This is a genomic window from Streptomyces sp. NPDC057697 (assembly GCF_042799335.1).
Lineage (GTDB): Bacteria > Actinomycetota > Actinomycetes > Streptomycetales > Streptomycetaceae > Streptomyces.
In genome coordinates, this window is record NZ_JBHVJA010000012.1 from 1 (window position 1) to 24,769 (window position 24,769).

Consider the following 24,769-nt stretch of genomic DNA (forward strand, 5'->3'; position numbering starts at 1 on the left):
TTCAACGCCTACCACGTCGCCGGCACCGCCCACGACCTCACCGACCCCGTCGCCAACATCACCGCCGCCGCCAACTACGCCGCCGACCGCTACGGCTCCATCGACAACGTCAACTCCGCCTACTGAGCCACCGGTAGTGCCAGGGCCCGAGCCGGGGGCCGCCGGGACATCCCGCGCGCAGACCCCCGGGCCGCCCGGAACGAGTACGGGGACGGCGGCACGGCATCCGGCCCCGTCCCGGAGCGAAACCCACCGCTCCCTCAACGGCGCTGCTCCTCCGGTACGTTGACGCCCATCGATCCGGTCACGAGTCGCGCACCGTCGCTCCACGCGGTGTCCGCATATGGCACAGTCGTGCCGTGGATGCACTGAGACCTCAGGACCCCGTGCGCATCGGCGCCTACCACCTCCTGGCCCGCCTCGGCGCGGGCGGCATGGGGCAGGTCTATCTCGGCAGGTCGCCCGGCGGACGGCTGGTGGCCGTCAAGGTCATCCGCGACGAGATCAGCGACCACCCCGAGGCACTGGCCCGGTTCCGGCGCGAGACCGCGACCGTCGAGGCCGTACGCAGCGCCTACACCGCGCAGTTGATCGAGGCATCGCTCGACGCGCCGCCCTACTGGCTGGCCACCGAGTACGTGTCCGGGCCCACGCTGCGCGCCGCCGTGGACGCGAGCGGCCCCTTCCCGCCGGACAGCGCCTTCGGGCTGCTCGCCGCGCTCGCCGAAGGGCTGGCCGCGGTCCATGCCCACGGGGTCACGCACCGGGACCTGAAACCGCACAACGTGATCCTCTCCCCGCAGGGACCGCAACTGATCGACTTCGGGATCGCGCGAGGGCTGGAGCAGACGGTCCTCACCCGGGACGGGATGGTGTCCGGGACGCCCGGCTACACGGCCCCCGAGGTGCTCCTGCGCAGCGAAGTGGGCCCCGCGGCCGATGTCTTCGCGCTGGGCGCGACCCTCGCGTACACGGTGACGGGCAGGCCCCCGTACGGCACCGGCGAACCGGCGGTGGTGAGCTACCGGACCGTGCACGAGGACATCGACCTGGCCGGAGTGGAGCCCGCGCTGGCCGGTCTCATCCGGCAGTGCGTCGCCAAGGACCCGGCGGACCGTCCGGAGCCGGGCGACGTGATCGCGCGGTGCGCGGTGGACTCGCCGCTGGCGTCGGACGCCCACTACCGGATGCTGGCACGTACCGGCGGAGCCGTTCCCGAGCCCGGTGACGTGCGGACGCCGCCCCTGCCGTCCGGCCCGCAGCCGGGTCCGCAGACGGGCACCGGCCGGGTGCCGCAGAGCGAGGACCGGACCCGGCCGACGCCCCGGGAGACGGACACCGGCCGGGCCGGGCGGGCCGTGGCCGCCGCGCCCGTGGAGCCGCCGGAGACCGCACCGGACGACCGCCCTGATCCGCCGCACCGCACCGGCCGGCCGTCACGGGGCAGGGCCTGGCTCGCCGTCTGCGCGGTGGCTTTCGCGGTGCCGCTGACGGTCTGGCTGCTCCCGCAATCCGACCGGGAGGACACCGGTGGCGCCCCCGCGACGAAGACCACCGCGTCCGGCCTGCCGGAAGCGTCGCGGCCGGCCGCCACGAGCCCGGCCGCCCGGCCACCGGACCACATCGTGAACGACCGTGTCTCGCAGGACCGCTGGACCCTCTCCGACGATCCGCAACAGGCGGCCCAGGGCATGGGCTCCTGCGATCTGACCAGCTCCGCCGACTCCTCACCGCCGTCGGGGCTGCGCTCCGCCGTCTCCCACACCTCGGGCTCGGACACCGCCTCGCTGGAGGTGCGCCCCGAGGGCCTCGGCGAGGGGAAGAGACCCGCGCCGTACTACATAGCCGTGGGGGTGCGGCCCCCGCACGAGACGGACCGTGCCACCGGGCGGCCCCTCCGGTCCGTCAGCAAGGGCATCGGTTTCACCAGCAGGCCCGTCGACCTCTACTCCCGTTGGTCCACCGGCGGCGCCCTCAAGTTCAAGTACCCCGGGGACTTCCGCGCCCACTTCGGCGAAGGCACCGTGGACGCGCTGCCGGTGGGGGACGACCGGGGCGACTGGACCGTGGTGCTCTACCACGTCGAGGGCGGGCCCACGAAGTACACCTCCATCGTGTGCAACGGCTTCCACGCCTGACGCACACCGCACGGGCCGGGCTGTCGGCGGTGGCGTGCCCCGCACCCGCGCCCGTCCTCAGAGCTGCCGGAGGTGATCACGCAGCGTGCGGGCCACCTGTGCCATGAGGGCTTCGGCGCCCGGCTGGACACCGGCCGGTACCCGCGACTCGGTGAGCACGGCGACGGCGAAGGCCTGGCCGTCGGAGTGCTCGACGACACCGATCTCATGACGGAGATTGAGCAGGGTCCCGGTCTTGGAGGACCACGTGGTGGCGTCGGAACTGAAGTCGGGGGCCAGGCGGTGCCGGATGAGGTTGTGACCCATCAGACCGCGTACGTGCTCCGCCACGTCGGGGTGGATCGCCGACGGTGTCCACAGGGCCTGAAGGAGCTCGACGTAGGCGCGTGCGCTGCCGCTGCTGGCGCGCGTGGTGTCCAGCTGGGGCACCCGGTGTCCACGACCGCTGGTACCGGCGTCGATGGCGAGGGCCAGCGCGAGATGGGCCTGGGAGGCGTCGAAGCGTTCCAGCGGAGTGTCGGTGAGCTCGTCGAGACCGTGGCGGACGGTGATGCCGCGCAGACCGAACTCATGGAGCATGCCGGTGACCTGCGCGGGCGGGGTGAGACCGAACAGCACGTCGGCGGCCGCCCCGTCGCTCAGACAGGTGCTCAGATAGAGCAGGTCGTCGATCGCGACCCGGGCGGGGTGCCGGAACCGGCTCAGTCCGGTGGGCCCGGGGGTGCCGGTGCGTCCGGGGAGGACGTCGAGCATCGTCGCCCCGTCGAGTTCGCCCCGCCGGATGCGTTCCGCCGTCGCCAGCGCGAGCGGGACCTTCACCAGGGACGCGGCGGGCAGCTGGGTGTCCGGGGCGATCCCCACCTCGTCGCCGGTGTGCAGATCCCGCACCAGCAGACAGCCGTGCAGCCCGCCTTCGTGCAACTGCCGTCGCATCTCGCCCAGGAGCGCTTCGGTGCTCATGCCGCCGTCGCCCCCGGACCGCCCGCCCCGGCCACCGCGCCCAGGCAGCGGCCGATCGCCTCGCCCAGCCGCGCCTCGATGTGCCGGGGATTGCCGCCCGCCGCGGCGACCAGGGCGAAGCCCCGGTCCAGGGCGATGTCTCCGATGGGCCGCCAGTGCAGCCCGAGTTCCCCGGCCTGCGCGGGGGAGCACAGCAGCAGGTCCTCCGAGCAGAACACCTCCGCCGCGGCAGCCGTCAGACCGGTCGCTGTGGTGAGCTGCGCGGGCCGCAGGCCGACCGCGTCCCGCAGCCGGGTCAGCGGGTCACGCAGGTGCGGCACGTCGTCCTCCGGCTGGATCCAGATCCGGCGGGCCGGACCCGACGACGCCCGGCCCACCCGCAACGTCTCGATGTAGACGCGCCTCGCACCGGGATCCCGGGCCCCGGCGAGACCGAGCGGCACGGACCACGTCGCCTCGTCCCCGGGCACCGCGAGCAGCGCCGCCCGCACCAACTGCGAGTGGACCAGCTCCAGCCGCTGCGCGGGACCGGCTGTCCGGAGGTCGAGCGTGATGCCGTGCTCCCGGGCCTCCGCGATCAGACGGGCGAGCGAGACCGTCGGGCAGAGACCGGGAACCGCCAGCCGCCAGGGCTTGCACTTGACGGCCTCGGCCTCGTGCAGCAGCACATCGGCCGCCTGTACGAGCTGTCTGGCCGCCGGGAGCATGTCCCGGCCGAAGGGCGTGAGGACGGCCCGCCGCGACATCCGCTCGAAGAGCGGCTCACCGAGGTGCTCCTCCAGGGCGGCGACACGACGGCTGGCCACCGGCTGGGACATCCGGGCCGCGGCCGCCCCGACCGTGAAACCGCCGTGCTCGCCGACGCTGACGAATGCCCGACACGCTCCGACCAGATCCACGGACCGAACCCTAGCGTCATGCCGGATCGGCATGAAACCACACAGGGACGTATTGGACCGCATGGAAGGGGGCGGCGAAGGTGGTCGCGGCACTCATGACCAGGCGCCGGACGGCGTCCTGCGTCCCATCCCCTATGCACGCGCCCCGCCCGCGGGGCCCCGGAGGTCCGGACACCATGCAGCAGCACAGCCCCGCCCGCCGCGCCCTTCTCGGTGCGCTGGCCGCGCTCGTCCTCGTACCGATGTCGGCGTGCGGCGAAGCGGACCCCCGCCCCTCGTCGTCCTCCTCGCCGGTCGCTTCCTCCGGGGCCACGGGGACGGCCGCGGCCGTGGAGCCGCTCGCCGGACGGTTCAAGGCGATCGAGCGCTCGTTCGGCGCGCGGCTCGGCGTCTACGCCATCGACACCGGCACCGGCCGCGAGGTCGCCCACAACGACCGGGCGCGATTCGCCTTCGCCTCCACCTTCAAGGCGTTCGCGGCCGGCGCGGTGCTGCGCAAGTACTCCGTGGGCGGGCTCGACGAGGTGGTCCCGTACTCCCGGGACGATCTGGTCGACGGCTCCCCGGTGAGCGAGAAGCACATCGGGACGGGGATGAGCCTGGGTGCCCTGTGCGACGCCGCCGTCCGTCACAGCGACAACACCGCGGCCAACGTGCTCCTCGGCCGTCTGGGCGGCCCTCGGGGCCTGGACGCCGTGCTCGCCGGGATCGGTGACGACGTCACGCGGATGGAGCGCCGGGAACCGGAACTCAACGAGTGGTCGCCGGGCTCCCTGCCCGACACCAGCACGCCACGGGCACTCGCGGAAGACCTCCGCGCGTTCGTCCTCGGGAACGTGCTCGGCAAGGACGAACGCGCGCAGCTGACGAAGTGGCTGCGCGCCAACACCACCGGGGACGAACTCATCAGGGCCGGGGTGCCCCGGACCTGGAAGGTCGGCGACAAGACCGGGGCCGGCGGCACCTACGGCACCCGCAACGACATCGCCGTGGTGTGGCGCCCCGACGCCGCCCCGATCGTCATGGCGATCCTGACGAACCGTCACGAGAAGGACGAGACGTACGACAACGAACTCGTCGCACGGGCGGCGTCGGTCGTGGCCGACACACTGTCGTAGTGTGCGGAGCCCTCAGACCGAGGTCGGCTCCGCGCCGTGCCGGATCCAGACGTTGGGTTCGACGTAGACGGCGTGGTCGTGCGCGGTGTCGCAGTGCACCGGAGCCAGGGCACCGGGCACGTCGACGTACCCGTCCCGGTCGAAGGGCAGGCCGGTCCACTGCCGCCACTGGGCCAGTGAACCGCTGACCGTCATCGAGGCGGGAGCGATCTTCTCGATGGTGCCGCCCGCCCTGACGTGCACCCGTACCCACGGGTCGGCCGGCAGTCCGTCCGCCCGGCACCTGCGGAGGTAGGCGGCCATGGGGACGTGTGGCTCCAGGTGCTTGGCCGTCGGACGGACCGGTGCCAGCAGGGCGTCGTGTCCCTGCCGGGCGGCCGCCTGCCGCAGCGCGGCCAGCATCCGGTAGGACAGGCCCCGGCCGAGATAGTCGACGTCCAGGGAGATCTCCAGCGCGCCGGCCGCCGTCGGGACCCGCTCGTACTGCCGGTCATGGAACGCCCACACCAGCATCCGGTCCCAGCCCTGATCGGGCATCTCCTCGCGGCCGTCGCCCTCGGCGTCGAAGGGCACGGCGAGTCCGCGCCCGACGACCCGGTCGCCGTCCGTCGCCACCACGCAGTACTGCGGGAACTCCTCCGGGACCCGGCCCAGCAAGGCGCCCGCGACCGGGTCGTGAGGGGTGAACACCGGCCAGGAGTCGTTGATCTCGTAGACGCGCGGAACCAGCGAGGGACGCTGGGAGAGCGGGGATATCCGGATGCTGTCGTTCTCTGTCACGAGGGAGCACTCTGGCACAGAACGCGATCGCGGCCCAAGGCGTTTGATCCGCCGCTCCAGGGCGGCCGGGACCCGCGTCCAGGGGACCGGCGGGCGGTCCTGGATCGCTCGGGCCGGGGCCGGGAGGGCTACCCGCACCGCGTGCCGTTCCGGCGGGGCCGGCCCGTCGACGGGATGCCGAAGGGCGCGGGCGTACCCGGTGCGGCGCCGCCAAAAGACCTCCGGGCCGGTGCCGGTGGCCTCCACCGGCACCATCGCGCCGTCGCCGCGGTCGGCGACCCGCCGCACCGGACCCGCGCGTTCCAGCCGGGTCATGAGCTGCGTCGCGCCCGGCTGGGCGGCGCCCTCGGCCCGTGCCGGGGCGGTCGGCCGCCGGGGCCCCTCCGGGCCCGGACGCGCCGGCGCGGTGGAGACCGTGGTGCCCGGACCGCCCGCCGTGGCGCTGGTACGCACATGCCGGACCGACCGCTCCACGGCGGGCGTCACATGCTCCGGTGGCACATCGGACACCGGTGGGTCAGCAGCGGCCCGCTCACCCACGCGTACACGCCGGTCGGCATGCGTGGACGTCGTACCAGGTCAGGCCGGTGTGCGATGCCGGCACCGGGGGGTTCAGGCCGGGCCTTCGCGCAGCGCTGCCGGGCTCTTGGCGGTCCCGGTGCCGGCCACGGGCGCGGGTCCGTCGCCGCCGGGCCCCTCCTCGGCCCTCCGCAGCAGGCCGTGGCCGGTGGCCAGGACGGGGACGGCCAGGAGGAAGGTGGCTGCGCCCAGGTAGAAGGGGACGCTCAGATCGGTGGCATCGGCGAGCTTGCCCGCGACGAAGGGCGCCAGGCCGCCGCCGATGAAGCGCAGGAATCCGTAGGACGAGGAGGCCACGGGGCGTTCGACGGGGGAGACGAGCATGACGGCCTGGGTGGTCAGGGTGTTGTTGATGCCGATGAAGGCGCCGCTGGCGATGACGGCCACGACGACGACCGTCGGATCGTCCACCCCGGCCGCGATGACCGCCATCACGATGCCGAGGCCGAGCAGGTTGGCGTACAGGACGGGGGCTGTGCCGTACCGGGCCTGGAGGCGCGGGGCGAAGAAGACGCTGAAGGCGGCCACCAGCAGGCCCCAGCCGGTGAAGACCAGGCCGAGCCGGTGTGCGTCGAGCTTCATGGGGTACGGGGCGTAGCCGAGCATGGTGAAGAAGCCCCAGTTGTACAGCAGGGCCATGATGCCCATGGTCAGCAGCCCGCGGTGACGCAGCGCCCTGAGCGGTGCGAGCGGCGGGGTGGGGTGCCGGGGCTTGGGCAGCGCCGGCACGAAGGCGAGCGTCGCGATCAGGGCGATCGCCATCAGCACGGCGACACCGAAGAACGGGCCGCGCCAGCTGATCCCGCCCAACTCGCCGCCCAGGAGCGGTCCGACGGCGATTCCGAGACCGAGCGCGGCCTCGTAGAGGATGATCGCGCCGCCGAACCCGCCGCTCGCGGAGGCGACGATGACGGCGAGGGAGGTGGCGATGAACATCGCGTTGCCCAGGCCCCATCCGGCGCGGAAGCCGACGATGCCGTCGACGGAGTCGGCGGTGCCGGCGAGAGCGGCGAAGACCACGATGACGGCCAGGCCCACCACGAGCGTGCGCTTGGCACCGAGGTGGCTGGATATCCAGCCGACGACCAGCATGGCGACCGCGGTCACGATCAGGTAGCTGCTGAAGAGCAGGGAGACCTGGCTGGGGGAGGCGTGCAGGTTCTCGGCCAGGGCGGGGAGGATCGGGTCGACCAGACCGATGCCCATGAACGAGATCACACAGGCGAACGCCACGGCCCAGACGGCCTTGGGCTGCTTGAAGGGTCCGGCGGCTCCTGCGTGCGGTGCACTCATGCGCGGTTCTCTCCCAAGCCGTAGAGAAGAGCTGACGCACATGGCGGGTCATCCGCTCCACGGCGGTGATCCGGCGCCCGGCCGGGGGAGTCGTGCCGGGACCGGCCCGTGCGTCACGGCATTATGCATCTGTGTGTAACGTGAAGCAATATGGCGCGGGCGGGCCTGCCGAGGGCCCCCGGCCGCCGCGGACCGGCCCTTTCGGGCGCGCGGCGCGGGTGCCGTCGGACCGGTCCGGCGCGGTGGTGTCCTTCCGGCCGCCTACGGGCGCCCGTCCTTGAGCCACTGGAGGATCTCGGGAGTCACGGGGTCGGTGATGCCGGCGAACTCCTCGTGCTTCTTGAGGTACTTGGCCACATAGGGGCATACGGGGACGATACGCAGGCCGCTGTCGCGTACGTCGTCGAGGGCTTCGGTCACGAGGACCGAGGCCAGGCCCCGTCCGGCGAAGGCGTCGTCGATCTCCGTGTGGTAGAAGACCCGCTGTCCGTCCCGGTCGCGGTAGACGGTGAAGCCCGCGGTCGCGCCGTCCACCAGGATGGCGTACCGGTGCCGTTCGCCGATGTGCTGTACGACGGGAGCGGCGGCGTTCTGAGTCATGGTGTTCCGATTCCTTCGACGAGTCGTGGGCGCGGGTGGTTCAGACGTGCGACGGGTTCCCGCGCGGCCGGATGACCGCGTTCGGGAGCGCGGGGGCGGGGAGGCGGTCACCGGCGTATCCGAGGACGGTGCCGAAGCGTTCGGAGGCGCGCTCCCAGTCCTCGCGGGCCCTGACGACGTCCTCGTGGCTGCGGCCGATGAAGTTCCACCACATCACGATCTCCTCCTCGAACGGAGTGCCGCCGAGCAGCAGCAGCCGTGCTCTCTCGTCGGAGGTGTTGGTGAGCTCCAGGGTGCCGGGGCCGGGGCCGACGTATCCCAGCTCCGCCCGGAGCACGGGGGTGCCGTCCAGGCGGATGGTTCCCCGGTCGACGAGGACGCCGTGCTCGAAGGCGGTGTCCACGGCGAGGGTGACGCTCGCGTGCGGGTCGAGGAGGAGTTCGGCGCCGAGCAGCGGGCTGAAGGTCCGCACCGGGGACGTGTCCCCGGCGAGAGCTCCGAGGAACACCCTGGCCTCGCCCCCGTCCAGGGAAACGGGCTCGGGGACGTAGTGCTGGAAATCGCGCTCCGCGTGCCGGTGCTCCCCGGGCAGCGCCACCCACAGCTGGGCGCCGTGCAGGATCGTGGTGCCCGGGGTCGAGACCTCCGTGTGGCTGATGCCGTGCCCGCCGGTCATGAGGTTGAGCTCGCCGGGGCGCACGAACGCATGGCTGCCCAGGCTGTCGCGGTGCTCGATCTCCCCGCCGAAGAGCCAGGAGACGGTCTGGAGTCCGGTGTGCGGGTGGGGCGCGACATCCATGCCGCCCGTCTCGGCGACGTCGTCGGGGCCGTAGTGGTCGGCGAAGCACCAGGCGCCGATCAGGGTGCGACCGCGCTGCGGCAGGGTGCGCCGCACCGTCATCGCCCGGGGGCCGCCCAGCGGGACGTCCCGCGCGGACAGCACCTCCACCCGCGGTGTCCCGCCGTCCCGCCCGTCGTTCGCCGGGGGCGTGCGGTGTGCCTCGCCCGGTTCCGTCTCGGCGCTGCTCACCGCCCGGCCCCCTTCGACGCAATTCTTGTTGGATATTCAACTATCATGCTTGGATACTAGGGCACCGTCGTCCGGACCGCACGACGACGGCGGGCGGGCCGGGACAGTCAGAAGGAGACCGCAGTGAGCGACACGACGACAACCGCGCGGGGGCGACGGGTCTTTGTCGACAAGCAGTCCCCGAAGGCGTACCACGCCCTGGTCCAGACCTCCGAGGCCGTCCGGGCGACCGCCGCCGACGCGGGCCTGGACCGGATGCTGGTCGAGCTGGTCAACCTCCGGGTCTCGCAGCTCAACGGCTGCGCCTACTGCCTCGACGTGCACACCCGGGCGGCGCTCCGGGCCGGCGAGACCACGCAGCGCCTCGGGGTGCTGGCGGCCTGGCGGGACACGGAGGTGTTCACACCCCGGGAACGCGCGGCGCTCGCCCTGGCGGAGGCGACCACCCACCCCGCCGACGCCACCGCGCAGGAAGCCGCCCACGACGCGGCCCGCGCGGTCTTCGGCGACGACGAGATCTCCGCGGTGATCTGGGTGGCGATCACGATCAACGCCTTCAACCGGGTCTCCGTGCTCAGCAAGCACCCGGTACGCCGGGCACCCGGAACACCGGCCCAGGAGCGCTGACCGCCCCGGCGCTCCTCCCCGTCGCGGGCGCCCCGCTCAAAGGCCGTCCCGTGGCCCCCGCGTACGGTCCAGCCAGGAGCCGAACTCGCTCTCCCGGACCAGCCGGCCGAGCTTGCGGTACTCCTGGAGCACCGCCGAGACGATCTGCTCCATGCCGAGCGGCTTCCCCGACTCCGCCGCCAGATAGGCGGCGGTCACCGCGCAGGCGCGGATCGAACCTCCCGCCAGCTCGAAGCGTCCCGCGCAGAACTCCAGGTCCAGCCCGGCCTCACGGGGGACCGCGGTCCCCAGACAGCGGTCCCACAGGGCCAGCCGCTGCCGGGCGTCCGGCATGGGGAACTCCGCGATCACATCGAGACGCCGGGTGAACGCCTCGTCGAGATTGCCGCGAAGGTTGGTGGTGAGCACCGCGATCCCGTCGAAGGACTCCATCCGCTGGAGCAGATAGGCCGACTCCACATTGGCGTGACGGTCGTGCGCGTCCTTCACCTGGGAGCGTTTCCCGAAGATGGCGTCCGCCTCGTCGAACAGCAGGATGCCGTTGACGTCGGACGCCTCGGCGAAGATCCTTTCGAGGTTCTTCTCGGTCTCACCGATGTACTTGTCCACCACGGTGGACAGATCCACGACGTAGAGCTCCATGCCCAGCTCCGACGCCACCACCTCGGCGGACATGGTCTTGCCTGTGCCGGACTCGCCCGCGAACAACGCGATGATGCCGCGCCCCCGGCCGCCGCCCGGACGCATCCGCCACTGCCCGAGCACCTGTTCGCGGTGGCGGGCGCGCAGGGCCAGTTCGGACAGTTCCCGACGGGTCGCGGGGGGCAGCACGAGGTCGTCCCAGCCGACCGCCGGATCGATGCGGCGGGCGAGCCGTTCGAGCCCCGCGCCGTTCTGCGCCCGCACCGCCGTACGCAGGTCCCGCACGTCCACCGGACGCTCCGCCAGGACGGCCAGCCGGGAGGCGACGACGGATGCCTTGCGCATCTGGTCGGAGTCGAGCCGGTAGGAGGCGGTGGCCCCGACCAGCTCCTCCTCGTCCGACGGGCTCCCGGCGGGCACCCCGACCGCCGCACCGGCCTCGGCGAGCGCCCGGCGCCACTGCCGCGCCACACCGCCGGGGCCGGGGGACGGGACCTGGACGGGCACCGGACTCTCCGCGGTCCACAGCGGGTCCCAGTTCTTCTTCCCGTACACCACCAGCGGAACACCGTCGACCGCCGCGCAGAGGCCGCCCAGCAGCCGGGCGCGCTCCGGCCGTTCGGGCGCGAGCGCCTCCAGCGGCCCGAGGACAACCCCGCCACCGCTCAGCCGGGCCTCCGCCGCCAGGATCCGTACGGTGTCCGCCGGTTCGGGAAGGGCGGCGAGCGCCGCGAGGTCGACCACCAGCGGACGGCGCCCGGCGGCGACCAGCGCCTCGACCGCCAGCCTGCCGGGATCGCCGCCCCGGTCGAGCAGGTGCACCAGGCCGCTGCCCGTGCCCAGCGCCGCGGCCACCCGCGCGACCTCCGGCCCGGTGCCCCGCTCCGCGCCGGGGCCGGCCACCCGGACCAGACCGCGCAGCCTTCCGTCGATCTCGTCGTCACCGAGCAGATGGGCGGTGATCCGGTCCGGCACGCGCAACACCCGTGAGAGCAACGGGCGTCCGTCCTCAAGGACTTCCAGCAGCCCGCCCGCGACCAGCGGGGCGGACGGCGAGAACCGGAAGCGGCCGGAACCCGCGGCGGGCAGCCCGCAGAGGTCGAGCGCCAGGCCGATGGTGGGCCTGCGCCGGGTCAGGTCGTCGTTGAGATAGCCGTAGAGCCGCTCGAACCGGTGGTCGATGTCCGGGGCCATCGCGACCATCAGGAGCTCGACGTCCAGCGGCACCAGCCCGAAGTCCTCGGCGAGCCGCCCGATCCGGCTCCCGGGCGGCGACTGCGGCACGGGCCCCGCACCGTACGACGGCACCGGCGCGAACGCGTCGCGGGACTCCACGATCCGCTCCGCGGCCTCGGGGGTCAGGTACTGCCCCCGGTACGGATCGTCCGGATGCGGGTCGACGGCCCGCCGGAGCGCCACGGCGCTCCGTACCCGCTGCTCGACGTGGACCAGCCGCTCCCAGAGGTCCCCGACGACCCGCGCGGGGCCGTCGGCCGGTTCAGGCAGGACGTGCGCGCCCTGTGCCGTGGTCATCGGGCGGTGCCTCCGCGCCTGCGGCGGCCGGGCGGCAACTGCCGTTCCCGTTCCGCCGCGAAGCCCTGCGCGCCCGGGTCGGACGCGCCGTCGTAGCGGAGCCTGCGGCCCGGTTCCGCGTCCTCGCCGTGCCGTGCCGACGCGCTCCTGACCACCAGCCCCTCGGTGACCGGCGGACCGGCGGCCGTCCGTTCACCGGCCAGCGGCGCCCACACCCGCAGGTCGATCGCGGCCTTGAGCTCACCGCCGAGCGCGGACCACACGTCCGAGGCGGACGGCCCGTCGGTCCCGGGACCCGCCGCCTCGATCTCCACGGCCAGCCCCAGTTCGGCCAGGCTGCCCGTGTGCATGCGGGCGGGCAGCACGTCCGACCGCACGAGACAGCGCAGCACCTCGGCGAGCAGGCGGTGTTCGTCCTGCGGGCGGTTGGTCCACGCCGTCACCAGATAGGTCAGCTCGAACCACCGCGGCGGGGTCCGCCAGCCGATGACCAGGCCCTGGTCGTCGTGCTCCTCGGCGGCGCCGGTACGGCGGCGGGTCGCGTCCTCGCGGATCCGGTGCAGGAAGACGCTGATCGTGGGGGCGTTGCGCCGGGCGGACCACTCCTTCGTCGGTGCGTCGAAGACCAGGTCCACCCCGCTCTCCTGGAGCCCGGCGTCGACCAGCAACAGCCGCAGCCCCTCGTCCACTTCGTGGATCATCGGCGCCCCACCTCGTCGGGCGGGACGATGGTCCCGCCGACCACCAGGAAGGACGTGGTGACCGGGCTGAACCCCGGCCCGCGGGCGGTGATGGTGCGCGGCCCCGTCTGGTCCTTCGCCAGGATCAGCAACTGCGCGATGAACGTACGGTCCCGGCGTGGGAAGGCGGGCGGCGCGGCCGCCGTGATCCCCGGCTTCCAGCTCAGCCTCACCGGCGCCCCGGGCGGGAAGTCCTTGCCCCGCACGGAGGTGACGAACCCGGGCTTGCCGACGGCGGGCACCGCGACGATACGGGGCTGGAGGATGCGCAGCGGCTTCCTGGACACGTTGTCGCGGAGGTCGGCGTCCGTGCCGGTCGTGGTCAGCCTTCCGGTGATGCTCGTCGTCAGCGCCCGGTCGGGTCGGAGCACGACCCGGACGACGGTGGAGGCGCCGGGCGCCAGGTCCGGCAGCGTGCACACCCCGGCGGCGCAGCCCGCCGGAAGCGGACCCGCCGGGATCCGGGAGGGCAGCCCGAGCTTCAGGCGCAGCCCGGTGGCGAGCGCGTTCCGGCCGTTGCGCACGGTGTAGGTGACCACCACCCGGCCGCCGACGTAGCCGGGACTGGGCTGGGCCCGGACCGTGACGCCCGGTCCGGCCTTCGGCGCGGGCGGCTCGGGGGCCGGGGGCCGGGGGCTCGAAGGTGTCGGTGTCGGTGTCGGGGAAGGCGTGGGCGCGGGGGCGTCCTCCACCGGAACGGTGGTCCCGGTGGCGTTGTCCGTGGGGTTCGGATCCACCACGGAACCGGCGACCGACCAGCCGATCCGCTGGTCCCCCGCCGTCACGCCGGTCAGCCGGGCGGTGACCGTCACGCTCTGGCCGGGCCGGAGCACGCCCAGATCGCACTGGGGCGAACCGGCGGGACAGGACCCGACCGGGGTGGTGAGCTGCTCCAGGCGGACCCCGGGCGGGGCGTCCAGGGTGAGTACGGTGCCGGGCGAGGCGGCGGGCCCCCGGTTGGTGACGGTGACCGTCGCCTCGCCGGTGGCGCCGACCCGCACCGAGGGGGCGGTCGGCGGAGCGGTCAGGGACAGGTCGACGGACTGCTGGAAGGCGGGCTCCTTCTGCCGCCCGCCCAGCCGCTCGCCGAACGGCGTCAGGGTGCCGGTGGCGAGGTCCAGCAAGGACAGCTGCTCCTGGGAGGCGGGCGCGGCCTGGCGGCGCGAGCTCAGCACCAGTCGGCCGCCGTCCGGCGACCAGGCCACGTCACGCGGCTGGAAGGGACCGTCCGGCGGGGTGTCGGGCAGTTCCCGGCGGCAGGCGTCGGGGTCGTCGCCCTGGACGGCAGGGAGGGCCACCCGGCACGCGTCGCCGTCGAGCGAGGTGATCAGGATGCCGCCCCGGCCGCTGTTCTGGTCGTTGCCGCCGTCCTTGCGGTTGAAGGCGATGCTGGTGCCGTCGGGCGAGAAGGCCGGACTGTCGTCGATCTTCTTGCACTCGCCGGGGCAGATCGTGGCGCTGAGGTCGCGCTGCCGGTCGAGCGCGTTCACCGGCGCGGTCCAGATGTGCTTGATGCCGCCCAGGCCCCGGATCACATGGTTGCGGGTGAAGGCGAGGGTGGTGCCGTCGGGCGACCACGCGGGCTGTGCGTCCTGCCCCGTCAACTGCCCGGCCGGTGGCACGACCTTGCCGATGATCGCGCCCGTCGCGACGTCCGCGACGAGGACGCTGCTCGACCCCGCGTTCTCGCCGACCCCGCCGGGCGAGGTCCTGGTGAACGCCAGCTTGGTGCCGTCGGGGGAGAACGCCGGGTCGGTGTCCCAGTCACCGGGGTTGTGCCCGGCGAGCGGCATCGCGGCCGCGTTGCTCCCGTCGGCGTCGGCCAGCCAGATCCGTTCGGTGCGCGAGCCCTTTCCGCCCTCGAAGCGGGTCACGACGATGCGTCGGCCGTCCGGGGTGTAGCTCTGCCGCTCGGTCCACGGGTCGTAGTCCTTCCCGGGGTTGAACAGCAGGTTCGCGTCGCTGGCGGCGTCCGGGTCCTCCCACAGGACGGGGATCCCGAGGTCGCGCGGGTCCGAGCCGTCCTGCCGGACGTCCTGGAGCGTCGCGACAACCGATGTGTCCTCGTTGTTGCCGTCCGGCCTGCGCGAGGTCTGCCGGGAGACGACGACGGTCCCGGTGTCCGGCGGGCCGGACCAGGTGGGCGATTCGAGCTTGCGGCTCTCGTCCAGTTCGGTGGTCGGCGCGGCCGGGGCGAACGCCGTTGCCCGGTAGACGCGTTCGTACTGGCAGGTGCAGTCGCGGCCGAGGAAGAGCAGGCCCTCGCCGTCCGCCAGCCAGGCGGCCGAGCGGGTGCGCCAGGTCGCCTGCCCACCGCCGAGCAGCAGCCGGTCGGTGCCGGGGCGGCCCTCGGTCACCCGCAGTCTCGGATCGTCGTCGTCCTTGGTGAGGGTGTACGCCACCTGGTCGCGGTGGGCGTCGTCGTCCACCGGGTTCCACGCCGGTTCGGTCGCGCTGCCCCCGTCCGGGCCCCGGTTCTCGCTGACCACCACCGCCGAGCCGCCGTCCACCCGCCGCTCGTAGATGAGCCCGGCACCCTCGTACCCCGAGTCGCAGGAGTACGCGAGGCGGGTGCCGTCCGGGGAGAAGGTCGGGGAGGTCTCGTTGTTGGGGGTGTCGGTCAGCCGCCGCAGACCGGTGCCGTCCACGCCGACGGTCCACAGCTCGCGCTGGACCGTGCCGTCCGCGCTCCGTTCCGCGGAGTCGAACGCCACGGTCCGTCCGTCGGGGGAGAGTTCGGGATGCGCGGCGTCCCGGTCGCTGGTGAGCTTGCGTACCGCTCCGTCCGCCTCGCGCACGTACACCTGCGGGCGGACGCTGTCGCGCAGACTGGTGAAGACCATCACATCGCCCCGTGCGAAGGGGTCCTGGTCGTAGTGGGCCGGACCGTCCCCGAACAACGGGTCGGAGTTGGTCGTGCCGGTGACCCGGCCGATGCTGCGGTGCTCGGTCCCGGCGTAGGTGATGCGCCCGGCGTCGACCGGGGTCTCGTCCGCAGCGGCGGACAGCCGTGGCGCACTCCGGGGGGCGGACGCGGAGCCCGCCACCAGCAGCGGAGCCAACAGCGTCACAGCCCCCACCAGTCGGCCCAGCCTGGTATGCCGGGCAGGGCCAGCAGTGCCGGTCACGGCCCACCTCACAGTCCTGTCGATGACTCTCCAGGACAAGCATCATGCCTGCGACGGTCCCGGGACAGGTCCGTAGTACCCGGACCGGGGGAAGCGGCCGTTGCCCTTTGCGGCGCCCGCCCGGCCCGTCGGCCGGCCGTACGGGCCGCGCACGCGACGGGCTCCCGCGCGGCGACGTCCGAACGGCCGTCCGCGCGGGAGCCCGGGGCGGGGCTCAGATGAGTCCGTGCCGCATGGTGTAGCCGACGGCGTGGGCCCGGTTGCGCAGTTCCAGCCGGGTCACCACCTCGTGCAGCACGTTCTTGACGGTGCGTTCGGAGTACGAGGTCTTGTGCGCGATCTCCGCGGTGCCGTAGCCCTCCGACACCAGCCTGATCATTTCCGCCTCCCGGGTCGTGAGGGTGGAGAGCGAGAGCCCCCGGGGGTCGAGGACCGTGCGCTGGAGGCTGCTGACGTGGTCGAGGAGCTTTCCGAGCAGATCGCCCGGCAGGACTCCCTCACCGTTCGCCATCGCCGTGACCAGGTGGACGAGGCTGTCCTGGTCGGCCTCCCCGCGCCTCAGCACGGCGGCGACGCCGCACTCGATCATGGTCTGGAGCGCGCCCGACTCGAAGAAGCCGACGACGAGTCCGGTGCGGGTCGTCGTGTTGCGCTGGAGACGCTGAAGGAGCTGGATGGTGCGCTCGTCCACCATGTCCACCACCACTAACGAGACCTGGGCCCGGTCCGCCTCGGCCTCCTCCAGCAGCTCTATCTCGGGCCGGGGGCGCATCTGGTGGACCACCCCGGTCCGCAGGATCAGGTCCTCCGCGTACACGGCGACGGAGACCCTGCCCCTGGGGGCCTCCCTGGCGCCGCCCCGGCCGGAGCGCTCCGTCGCGGTGGGCCGCCGGTACCGGCTGTGGTCGGCCGCCCTGTTCGTCGTTTCTGCTGTGGTCATTCGATTGCGTGCCTGTCTTCCTCAGATGCCTTCGTCCGATACGCCTGTCGCCGCACTCCCGGGCGCCGGTCCCCGGCAGGGTGAACGGGCCCGCGGGAGGGTCGCCGGGGCATCGCTGCGTTGTGCCCTCAGGGCACCACCCCTGCCCGGTCGTTGCCCTCGCGTCTCTGCTGCGGAGCCGCGGGGGTGGCCTAACGTCGCATCGTGACCACATCTGCCGAACTCGAAACGCCTACGGTGACGGTGTCGCCCGGCGCCGAAGCGACGACGACCCTGACCGTGCGCAACGACGGCGACATCGTCGAGGCGTACACCTTCGAAGTGGTCGGTGACTGCGCCGCTTGGAGCACTGTCGAGCCGGCGAGGGTCTCGCTCTACCCGGGCACCTCCGAGGTGGTGACGGTACGGCTGGCGCCGCCCCGGTCGCACGAGGTACGGGCCGGTGAGGTGCCCCTGGGCGTCCGGGTGCTGCCCACGGAACACCCCGAGTCGGTGGCGGTCCCCGAGACCACCGTGGTCGTCGGGCCCTTTCACGAACTCCGGGCGGAGCTCGACCCGCGACGGCGCTCCGGCTGGCTGGGCGCCCGGTTCCGCACCTCGGTGCAGAACCGGGGCAACACCGCGGTCGACATCTCCTTCACCGGAAAGCAGGCCGGCGAGGAGCTGCGGCTGGCCTTCACTCCGGGCCGACGACGCCTGGAACCGGGGGAGTCCGCGGAGGTGGGTCTGCGGGTCCGGGCCCGGAAGCTCATCTGGTTCGGCAAACCGGTCACCTGGCCGTTCGAGGCCGAGGCCACCGAAGGCGCCGAACGGGACGGCGAGGGCGAGCAGGCCGGGCGGACCGAGACGCTCTCCGGTGAGTTCGCCCAACTCCCGGTGTTCCCACGGTGGTTGCTGATCGTCCTGGCCGCGCTGCTGGCGCTGCTGCTCGCATGGTTCGCGCTGGTCCGGCCCGCGGTGCGCAGCACCGCGAAGCAGGCGGCGCACGAGGCCGCGCAGGAGAAGACGCCCCCCGGCGACGGGCAGGGTTCGGCAACAGGGGGCGGCACGGGAGACCCCGGTGGCCAGGGAGAGAACAAGGGGCAGGGCAAGCCCGGCGCGTCCGGGGGCTCCGGCTCGGGCGGTTCCGGCGGTTCCGGATCGAGCGGCGGAACGGGGGGCACGCAGCAGAGTTCGGCGACGATCGACGTGGAGACCGGGTCCGGGTCCCAGAAGAAGGGGATCTACCGCGTTCCCCAGGGGAAGGTGTTCGGGATCACGGACATCGTGGTGGCGAACTTCCAGGGCGACGAAGGAGTGCTGACCATCTCCTTCGGGGAACGGAAGATCACCACCATCGCTCTGGAGACCTTCCGCAACCAGGACTACCACTGGGTCACCCCCATCCAGATCCAGGAGAACGACACGGTCACCGCATCCGTGACCTGCGCCAAACCTGGCACGCCGGCGACCGGGACCCAGGCCTCCAAGTGCCATCAGGTGCTCAATGTCAGCGGTGAGCTGAGCGATCTCGCACCGTAGGAACAACGAACCCGGCTTCCTGCTTCCCCCACGGGGGACGAGAACAGCAGAAATCCCGATCGAGGGAAACCCCGGCTTGCCGACCTTTGGCAGTTTCCTTCTCCTGTGCAGATTAGAGGCCGTCCGAGCCGTCCGGGTTCCGTGATGTAGGCAGTGGCCAAGGCATTTCCGGCCACTGCCGTCCAGGCGACCGCCGGCCGGTCAGCGGGCCTGGTCAAGGAGGGGATTCGGTCGACGGGTCCCGGGCGGATGACGGCTGCCCGCGTATTCTGGCTGATTCTTTACTGTTCCCCGGTCGGCGGACGTCTGCCGGAAATCCGCAGTACATCGTGTTGTCACACGCGCGGAACGGGAATTGCGGCGGCCGCCGCGACCGGGTCCGCGAGGGAAGAAATCCCTGGCCCACGGGTGCCCCGGGAAGGCAGCACCGTTGCCCCGTGTCCAGGACTTTGAGACCTACTGTCCGCCGGAGCCGCCGAGGAAGACTCGACGGTGAACGAATGACCACGCGAAGGAGCGAGCATGCCGTCGTACCTCACCCCCGGTGTATACGTGGAGGAGGTGCAGTCCGGAGCGCGGCCCATCGAGGGAGTCGGCACCGCGGTCGCAGCCTTCGTCGGTTTCGCGGAGACCGGTCCCTTCCACCAGCCGACGCTGGTGACCAACTGGGACCAGTACGTCCAGACGTTCGGCACCTTCACCGCCGACACGTATCTGACGCCCGCGGTCTACGGCTACTTCGCCAATGGCGGTGGCGCGGCCTACATCGTGCGCATCGGCGGCCCCGCGCAGGATTCGGCGCAGGGTTCCGCGGCCGAGGCGGCACCGCCCGCCGCCATCGGCGGCTTCCTGGTCTCCGCGCGGCCCGGTGCCAACGGGGACCTCTCCGTGGAGGTCGCCGACGCCGAGGGCGAGAACCCTCCGGAGGACCGGTTCCGGCTGCTGGTGCGGCAGGCCGGCAAGGTGGTGGAGAGCTACGACGTCTCCACCCGCAAGAACGTCAAGGGCTATCTGGTCGCCCAGACCCGCCAGTCCAAGCTCATCGAGGTCGTCGAGCAGCCCGGCGCGACCCCGGCCCGCCCCGAGAACCAGACCCTCTCCCTCGCGTCGTCCCCGGCCGCTCCCGGGGCAGGAGTCGCCCGGATCGACCCGGCCGAGTACGTCGGCGACGCCGCAGCCCGTACCGGGTTCGCGGGCCTTGAGGCGATCGACGAGATCACCATGGTCGCCGTCCCGGACCTGATGAGCGCCTATCAGCGCGGGGACATCGACGCCGACGGCGTCAAGGCCGTCCAGCTGGCGGTGATTTCGCACTGCGAGCAGATGGGCGACCGGGTCGCGGTCCTGGACACCCCGCCGGGCATGAACGCCCAGCGCGTCCGCACCTGGCGCAACGACGACGCCGGTTACGACTCGCGCTACGCGACCGTGTACTACCCCTGGCTCAAGGTCTTCGACCCGGCGACCGGCCAGAACTCCCTGGTGCCGCCGAGCGGTCATGTCGCCGGTGTCTGGGCGCGCAGCGACGGCGAGCGCGGCGTCCACAAGGCCCCCGCCAACGAGGTCATCCGCGGTGCGCTGGACCTGGAGATCCGCCTCAGCAAGGGCGAGCAGGACCTCCTCAACCCGATCGGGGTCAACTGCGTACGCGCCTTCCCCGGACGCGGCATCCGGATCTGGGGCGCCCGGACCCTCTCGTCCGACCCGGCCTGGCGCTACCTGAATGTGCGCCGCCTCTTCAACTACCTGGAGGAGTCGATCCTCCTGGGCACCCAGTGGGTGGTGTTCGAGCCGAACGACGACCGCCTGTGGTCGAGCATCCGGCGCAATGTCACCGCCTTCCTCACCGAGGAGTGGCGCCGGGGCGCCCTCTTCGGCCGCACGGCCGAGGAGGCGTTCTACGTGAAGTGCGACCGCGACAACAATCCGCAGGAGTCGATCGACCTCGGCCAGGTCGTCTGTGAGATCGGCGTCGCCCCGGTGAAGCCCGCGGAGTTCGTGGTCTTCCGTCTCGCGCAGTTCTCCGACAGCACCAGCCTCGTCAACGAGTGACCCAGCAGGGTCCGCACACAGAACAGGTGACACAGAGTCATGGCAGAGGGCGACGCTCTTTCCACCCACGTCTTCGGCGTGCAGCTCGGCGGCTATCTCGTCGAGTCGATCCAAGAGATCAGCGGCCTGACCGTCGAGGAGGAGGTCGTCGAGGTCCGTCAAGTGACGGCCGAGGGCAAGCAGATCATCCGCAAGCAGCCCGGCGCACGTCAGGCGGGCGAGGTGACGATCACCCGAGGACTCGACAAGAGCAGTGAGTTCACCAAATGGATCAAGGAGACGCTCAACAACGGGGCCGTCGACACCGCGCGTCAGAACCTGACCATCGAGATCAAGGACTCGAAGGGTGACACGGTCCGGCGCATCCAGCTGATGCAGGGCTGGGCCAGCAAGTGGGAGGGGCCCTCGCTGAAGGCCGGCGAGTCCAGCGCCGCCACCGAGTCGGTCACCATCACCTTCGAGGAGATCGTGGTCGAATGAGGCGCAGGACCGTTACGTCGGGCGGGCTCGACGAAGTCCTCGACAGTCTCGCGGCCGCCCAGCCCGCCGCACCGGAGGCGGCCCCCGCGCCGCCTCCGGCCCGGGACCGTGACCAGCCGGACCTGCGCACGGAGTTCGAGTTCGAGCTCCCGCGCGGTTACGTCGACGACGCGGGCCAGGTCCACCGGCGCGGCTCGATGCGGCTCGCGACGGCACGGGACGAGCTGCGCCCGCAGATCGACCTTCGGGTGAAGGAGAACCCGGCGTATCTGAGCGTGGTGCTGCTGAGCCAGGTGATCACCCAGCTCGGCACCATCACCGATGTGCACGCCGGGGTCGTCGAGCGGATGTACGCCACGGACGTGGCGTTCCTCCAGGACTTCTACCGCCGGATCAACAGCGAGGGCCACACGCACGCCGCGGTGACCTGCCCGCTGTGCCACGGGGCGTTCGAGGTGGACCTCTCGGGTGGGCGCCTGGGGGAATCGTGACGTACGCGCTTCCCCGGTTGCGGGAGGAGATCGCGTACGTCGCCTACCACTTCCACTGGCAGCGAGAGGACATCCTCGACCTCACCCACGCCGAGCGTCAGGAGTGGGTGCGGGAGATAGCGCGGATCAACACCCGCGTCAACGAAGGCGGGTGATCGTGTGGGGTTCGGAGACTGGTTCCGCCGAGGGGACCGGCAGCAGCCCGGAACGCCGCCCCGGGGCGGATCCGGATCCGGGGCCGGGACCGGACAGGTCCGGGCACCGGAGGCCGACCGGGCCGACGGCACCGCCGAACGGGCGGGCGGCGACTGGGACGGCGGCTGGCGGCAGGTCGCACCCCCGGCGGTGACCGTCGCCCGCTCGTCGATCGGGGTGAGCGACGGCCTGCGGTTCCGGGACGGCCTCGCCTCGTGGCAGAGCCTCGCGTTCGGCAGCGAACTCGGCCATGCCGTACTGCCGTCCGCACCGGTGGGCCTCATCCATGGCGTCACCCGTCCGGGCAGCGCGCGTTCCGATGCCCCCGGCGGGCCCCTGCTCCTGCGCGCCGCCCGGACCGGGGCGGAGGAGGAGGCCGGACCTGCGGCGGACCCGGCGGGCAACACCGCCGGAGCGGGCAGGACCGGCGGACAGCGGCCCGGCCCCGCCACCGTCCAGCGGGCGAGCGGTACGACGGCGGCCTCGTCCCGGTCCCCGCGCCCCCCGTCCTCCCGTTCCTCCGCCTCCGGGGACACCGCTCCGGCCGTGGTTCCGGCCCCGTCCGCCGATCCGGCCCCGCAGGAACGGCCGGGCGCACCGGAACCGGCCCCGCTCCAGCGGTCCCGGCCCGCCGCCGTACGTCCGCGACGGATCGCCCCACCTCTGATCATCGCCCGGCGCCCGACGACGACGCTGCGGCGTATCGACGGGATCCTGCCCGCCCCGGGCTCCGCACCGGCCGTTCCCGGCACCGCCGCCGAGACGGCGCGGCGGGACGCCTCGCCGCAGGCCGCCGCCGTGCGGCCGCACGGTTCCGGCGAGTCCGTCCCCGCCGTTCCCCCGACCGCACCACCAGCGGACCGCGCCACCGGCCGCCCCGACGCCCCGACGGTGCGGCCCGCCCTCGGCAGGCCCCTGGCCGAACTGCCCTCCGGAGCGGTGCCCTCCGTCCCCGCCGCGGGGAGCGAGACCGTCCCCTCGGAGCCGGAGGCGCCCCGGCCGGCGGTCATGCCCGTGATCCAGCGCCAGGCAGCGGACGCGGCGAGTCCTGCGAACCCTGCGAACCCGGCGAGCCCTGCGAACCCGGCGGCGACGAACACACCGGCGACGAACACACCGGCACGGGAGACACCGCAGTCGGCGCAGCGTCGCCCGTCGGCGGACCGGTCTTCGATATCCCGGCCCCGGCCCACGGATTCCGGAGCCACGGATTCCGGAGCCACGGAGTCCCGGTCGGCGGAGTCCCGGTCCACGGAGCCTCTGTCCCCGGGCGCCAGGTCTCCGCAGCCGCCGCGGTCCGACACGGCCGGACCGCGGGCGCGGGCCAGGGGCGGGATCGGCACACCGCTTCCGTCGCTCCCGTCGACGGCCCGGCTCCAGGACGACGCACCGCTGCTCGGTGACCGACGCCGGACGCAGCGGGGAACAACGGGCTCGCGGCAGCCCCCGACAGCGGCGGCCGATCCCGCCGTGTCGGCCGGGCCGACGCCGACGTCCGCGCCCGCACCTCCCGAAATGCCGGTGCGCTCCTCCACGGTCGCCGCCGCTGCCGGTGGGACCAGCGGGCCCGCACCGGAACCCGCGGTCGTCCAGCGCGTGGCGGACGCCACGCGCGCGAGCACGCCTGCCCCCTCCGCTCCCGCCACACCCGTACGCATCCGCAGGATCACGCCGGAGCGGGAGCGGGGCCGGGCGTCCGGCCCCGCCGCCCGCGCAGGGCAGCCGATGCCTTCCGTCCAGCGGTCGCGGGCCCTGCTCTCGGGCCGGGCCCTGAAGGTGAACACCGGCTCAGGAGAGGGCTTCTCGGCGCCGGTGGCGAGGAACAACGCGTCCCGGCCGGTCGTGGCGGCAACCTGGCGTCGTGACGCCCAGCAACAGCGGCCGGGGCCCGACGAGGCACAGCCGGGCCCCGACCGGACCCGCCCCGGCACCACGCGGACGGGAGAGCACCGGGCAGCGGCAGCTGCCACCTCCTCCGTGTCCGCGTCCCCCTCGGCACTCGCTCACCCGCGCACCCGTCCCGCCGAATCCGCTTCGACGCAGCCCCGCGCGACCGGACCCGGGCCGCAGGCGCCGGGGCCCGGGAGCACCGTCCAACGCCTGGTTCAGGGGAACCCGTCGCCCGCCGCCACGGGTAGCCGCGCGTCCTCGCACCGCACGCCCACCGACGACCCCACCCGCGCCCAGGGCACTGGGACCGGAACGGGAGCGGGAGCGGGAGCCGTGCCTGGGACGGGTTCCGTACCCGGCACCGGCACGGACCGGCCGGGGCGCGGGTCACTGGCCCGCGGCTCCTCCCTCCTGCGGCTGGTGCAGCGCTCGGTACGGGGCAGCACGGCGACGCCATCGTCCCGGGCCGAGGCACGTCCACGGGAGCGGCAGTCCGCGGAGCCGCGTTCCGCCGACCGCCCGGGACCGACGCCGCCCGCCCCGCGCCCCGCGCCCCCGACCGCGTGGACGCCCCGGACCTCGGCCCCCTCCGTACCGTCCGCGCCGCCCACCGTTCGGCCGGTCCCGGTCGTACGCCCGCATCCGCCCGCACCGGACGGGCCGGGGGCGAGCGGCGGCGTGTCCCTCCAGCGGGCGTCGCTGCCCGTGGTGCCCGAATCCGGAGTCCCCATGGCCTCCGGCCCGGAGTCCGGAAGCGGTGCGGCTCCTCCCGGACCGCCGGGCCTTTCGGTACGGGTACCGCGACGCGCTCCCGCCCCGGCCGCCGGAACCGCCGTCCCGGGCTCCACCGGCGAGGTGCTTCAGCGCGCGGCCGCCGATGCCGGGATCACCGGCGTCCCGGTGCGCGCGGTACCGGTGAATCGCGCCAAGGCGCCGGGAGGAACGGGGCCGGGAGGTTCCGCCGTCCCGGCCGCCACGGACACTCCGGCCGAGCACCGGGTCACCGGGGCGGACATCGAGGAACTGGCCCGTCGTCTGCTCGATCCGGTCAGCCGGCTGATCCGCGCGGACATGCGCAGGGGGCGGGAGCGTACCGGACGGCTGTACGACGGACGCCGCTGACACACGGCATG

The 24,769-nt window shown here is 73.2% G+C and carries 18 protein-coding genes and 2 pseudogenes; 10 read left to right on the forward strand and 10 right to left on the reverse strand.

The window, feature by feature from the left end:
- A pseudogene (locus ACFVFH_RS27025) lies at positions 1-126 on the forward strand (lytic transglycosylase); the annotation flags it as partial.
- 233 nt (positions 127-359) lie between these two features.
- Positions 360-2,138, forward strand: a complete 1,779-nt coding sequence (locus tag ACFVFH_RS27030) for a protein kinase (RefSeq protein WP_383773220.1) — start codon at positions 360-362, stop codon at positions 2,136-2,138.
- A gap of 57 nt (positions 2,139-2,195) precedes the next feature.
- On the opposite strand, the gene ACFVFH_RS27035 is transcribed toward ACFVFH_RS27030, so the two are convergent.
- Together ACFVFH_RS27035 and ACFVFH_RS27040 are read right to left on the reverse strand one after the other, a co-directional pair.
- Positions 2,196-3,098, reverse strand: a complete 903-nt coding sequence (locus ACFVFH_RS27035) for a serine hydrolase (protein WP_383773223.1) — start codon at positions 3,096-3,098, stop codon at positions 2,196-2,198.
- Positions 3,095-3,997 (reverse strand): LysR family transcriptional regulator, encoded by a 903-nt coding sequence (locus ACFVFH_RS27040; RefSeq protein WP_383773225.1) that lies wholly within the window; start codon positions 3,995-3,997, stop codon positions 3,095-3,097. Before ACFVFH_RS27040 ends, ACFVFH_RS27035 begins: the two co-directional genes overlap by 4 nt.
- A gap of 176 nt (positions 3,998-4,173) precedes the next feature.
- Between ACFVFH_RS27040 and bla the strand changes: the two genes are divergently transcribed.
- On the forward strand, positions 4,174-5,115 hold the full coding sequence (gene bla, locus ACFVFH_RS27045; RefSeq protein WP_383773227.1) for a class A beta-lactamase: 942 nt from the start codon (positions 4,174-4,176) through the stop codon (positions 5,113-5,115).
- 12 nt (positions 5,116-5,127) lie between these two features.
- Here the strand turns inward: bla and ACFVFH_RS27050 are convergent, their stop codons facing one another.
- From ACFVFH_RS27050 to ACFVFH_RS27065, 4 genes and pseudogenes are all read right to left on the reverse strand, one after another.
- Positions 5,128-5,895: an N-acetyltransferase gene (locus ACFVFH_RS27050; protein ID WP_383773229.1), complete on the reverse strand. Its 768-nt coding sequence runs from the start codon at positions 5,893-5,895 to the stop codon at positions 5,128-5,130.
- Between the two features lie 618 nt (positions 5,896-6,513).
- Positions 6,514-7,767, reverse strand: a pseudogene (locus tag ACFVFH_RS27055) (MFS transporter); the annotation flags it as partial.
- A 261-nt stretch (positions 7,768-8,028) separates the two neighbouring features.
- Positions 8,029-8,367, reverse strand: coding sequence for a GNAT family N-acetyltransferase (locus ACFVFH_RS27060; RefSeq protein ID WP_383773231.1), 339 nt, complete (start codon positions 8,365-8,367; stop codon positions 8,029-8,031).
- Positions 8,368-8,407: 40 nt separating this feature from the next.
- Positions 8,408-9,397 (reverse strand): pirin family protein, encoded by a 990-nt coding sequence (locus ACFVFH_RS27065; RefSeq protein WP_383773233.1) that lies wholly within the window; start codon positions 9,395-9,397, stop codon positions 8,408-8,410.
- Positions 9,398-9,520: 123 nt separating this feature from the next.
- Between ACFVFH_RS27065 and ACFVFH_RS27070 the strand changes: the two genes are divergently transcribed.
- Positions 9,521-10,024 carry a carboxymuconolactone decarboxylase family protein gene (locus tag ACFVFH_RS27070; protein WP_383773235.1) on the forward strand — a complete coding sequence of 168 codons (504 nt, stop codon included), beginning with the start codon at positions 9,521-9,523 and terminating at the stop codon, positions 10,022-10,024.
- 36 nt (positions 10,025-10,060) lie between these two features.
- Here ACFVFH_RS27070 and ACFVFH_RS27075 read toward each other — a convergent pair whose 3' ends face one another.
- The 4 genes from ACFVFH_RS27075 to ACFVFH_RS27090 all read right to left on the reverse strand — a co-directional run bounded on the left by ACFVFH_RS27075 (position 10,061) and on the right by ACFVFH_RS27090 (position 17,007).
- Positions 10,061-12,199, reverse strand: a complete 2,139-nt coding sequence (locus tag ACFVFH_RS27075; protein WP_383773237.1) for an ATP-binding protein — start codon at positions 12,197-12,199, stop codon at positions 10,061-10,063.
- Positions 12,196-12,900, reverse strand: coding sequence for a DUF4255 domain-containing protein (locus tag ACFVFH_RS27080; protein ID WP_383773239.1), 705 nt, complete (start codon positions 12,898-12,900; stop codon positions 12,196-12,198). Before ACFVFH_RS27080 ends, ACFVFH_RS27075 begins: the two co-directional genes overlap by 4 nt.
- A complete protein-coding gene (locus ACFVFH_RS27085) occupies positions 12,897-16,010 on the reverse strand; it encodes a hypothetical protein (protein WP_383773241.1) in 3,114 nt (1,037 codons plus the stop codon). Before ACFVFH_RS27085 ends, ACFVFH_RS27080 begins: the two co-directional genes overlap by 4 nt.
- A gap of 271 nt (positions 16,011-16,281) precedes the next feature.
- Positions 16,282-17,007: a response regulator transcription factor gene (locus tag ACFVFH_RS27090; RefSeq protein WP_383773243.1), complete on the reverse strand. Its 726-nt coding sequence runs from the start codon at positions 17,005-17,007 to the stop codon at positions 16,282-16,284.
- A gap of 204 nt (positions 17,008-17,211) precedes the next feature.
- Between ACFVFH_RS27090 and ACFVFH_RS27095 the strand changes: the two genes are divergently transcribed.
- The 6 genes from ACFVFH_RS27095 to ACFVFH_RS27120 all read left to right on the forward strand — a co-directional run bounded on the left by ACFVFH_RS27095 (position 17,212) and on the right by ACFVFH_RS27120 (position 24,758).
- On the forward strand, positions 17,212-18,528 hold the full coding sequence (locus ACFVFH_RS27095; protein WP_383773245.1) for a hydrolytic protein: 1,317 nt from the start codon (positions 17,212-17,214) through the stop codon (positions 18,526-18,528).
- A 522-nt stretch (positions 18,529-19,050) separates the two neighbouring features.
- Entirely contained in the window at positions 19,051-20,580 is a 1,530-nt protein-coding gene (locus ACFVFH_RS27100) for a phage tail sheath family protein (RefSeq protein ID WP_383773247.1), read from the forward strand.
- Positions 20,581-20,619: 39 nt separating this feature from the next.
- Positions 20,620-21,060, forward strand: a complete 441-nt coding sequence (locus ACFVFH_RS27105; protein ID WP_018553078.1) for a phage tail protein — start codon at positions 20,620-20,622, stop codon at positions 21,058-21,060.
- Entirely contained in the window at positions 21,057-21,551 is a 495-nt protein-coding gene (locus tag ACFVFH_RS27110; RefSeq protein WP_383773249.1) for a hypothetical protein, read from the forward strand. The genes ACFVFH_RS27105 and ACFVFH_RS27110 overlap by 4 nt, the downstream gene beginning before the upstream one ends.
- The gene (locus ACFVFH_RS27115) at positions 21,548-21,706 is read left to right on the forward strand and encodes a DUF6760 family protein (RefSeq protein WP_176729256.1); all 159 of its coding nucleotides are present in this window, start codon (positions 21,548-21,550) and stop codon (positions 21,704-21,706) included. The genes ACFVFH_RS27110 and ACFVFH_RS27115 overlap by 4 nt, the downstream gene beginning before the upstream one ends.
- A gap of 4 nt (positions 21,707-21,710) precedes the next feature.
- On the forward strand, positions 21,711-24,758 hold the full coding sequence (locus tag ACFVFH_RS27120; RefSeq protein ID WP_383773251.1) for a hypothetical protein: 3,048 nt from the start codon (positions 21,711-21,713) through the stop codon (positions 24,756-24,758).
- Positions 24,759-24,769: the final 11 nt, after the last annotated feature.

Coding starts and splice junctions, on each gene's coding strand:
- ACFVFH_RS27075 (WP_383773237.1), bottom strand. CDS start 12,199: ATGACCACGGCACAGGGCGCGCACGTCCTGCCTGAACCGGCCGACGGC.
- bla (WP_383773227.1), top strand. CDS start 4,174: ATGCAGCAGCACAGCCCCGCCCGCCGCGCCCTTCTCGGTGCGCTGGCC.
- ACFVFH_RS27035 (WP_383773223.1), bottom strand. CDS start 3,098: ATGAGCACCGAAGCGCTCCTGGGCGAGATGCGACGGCAGTTGCACGAA.
- ACFVFH_RS27110 (WP_383773249.1), top strand. CDS start 21,057: ATGAGGCGCAGGACCGTTACGTCGGGCGGGCTCGACGAAGTCCTCGAC.
- ACFVFH_RS27060 (WP_383773231.1), bottom strand. CDS start 8,367: ATGACTCAGAACGCCGCCGCTCCCGTCGTACAGCACATCGGCGAACGG.
- ACFVFH_RS27105 (WP_018553078.1), top strand. CDS start 20,620: ATGGCAGAGGGCGACGCTCTTTCCACCCACGTCTTCGGCGTGCAGCTC.
- ACFVFH_RS27090 (WP_383773243.1), bottom strand. CDS start 17,007: ATGACCACAGCAGAAACGACGAACAGGGCGGCCGACCACAGCCGGTAC.
- ACFVFH_RS27100 (WP_383773247.1), top strand. CDS start 19,051: ATGCCGTCGTACCTCACCCCCGGTGTATACGTGGAGGAGGTGCAGTCC.
- ACFVFH_RS27080 (WP_383773239.1), bottom strand. CDS start 12,900: ATGATCCACGAAGTGGACGAGGGGCTGCGGCTGTTGCTGGTCGACGCC.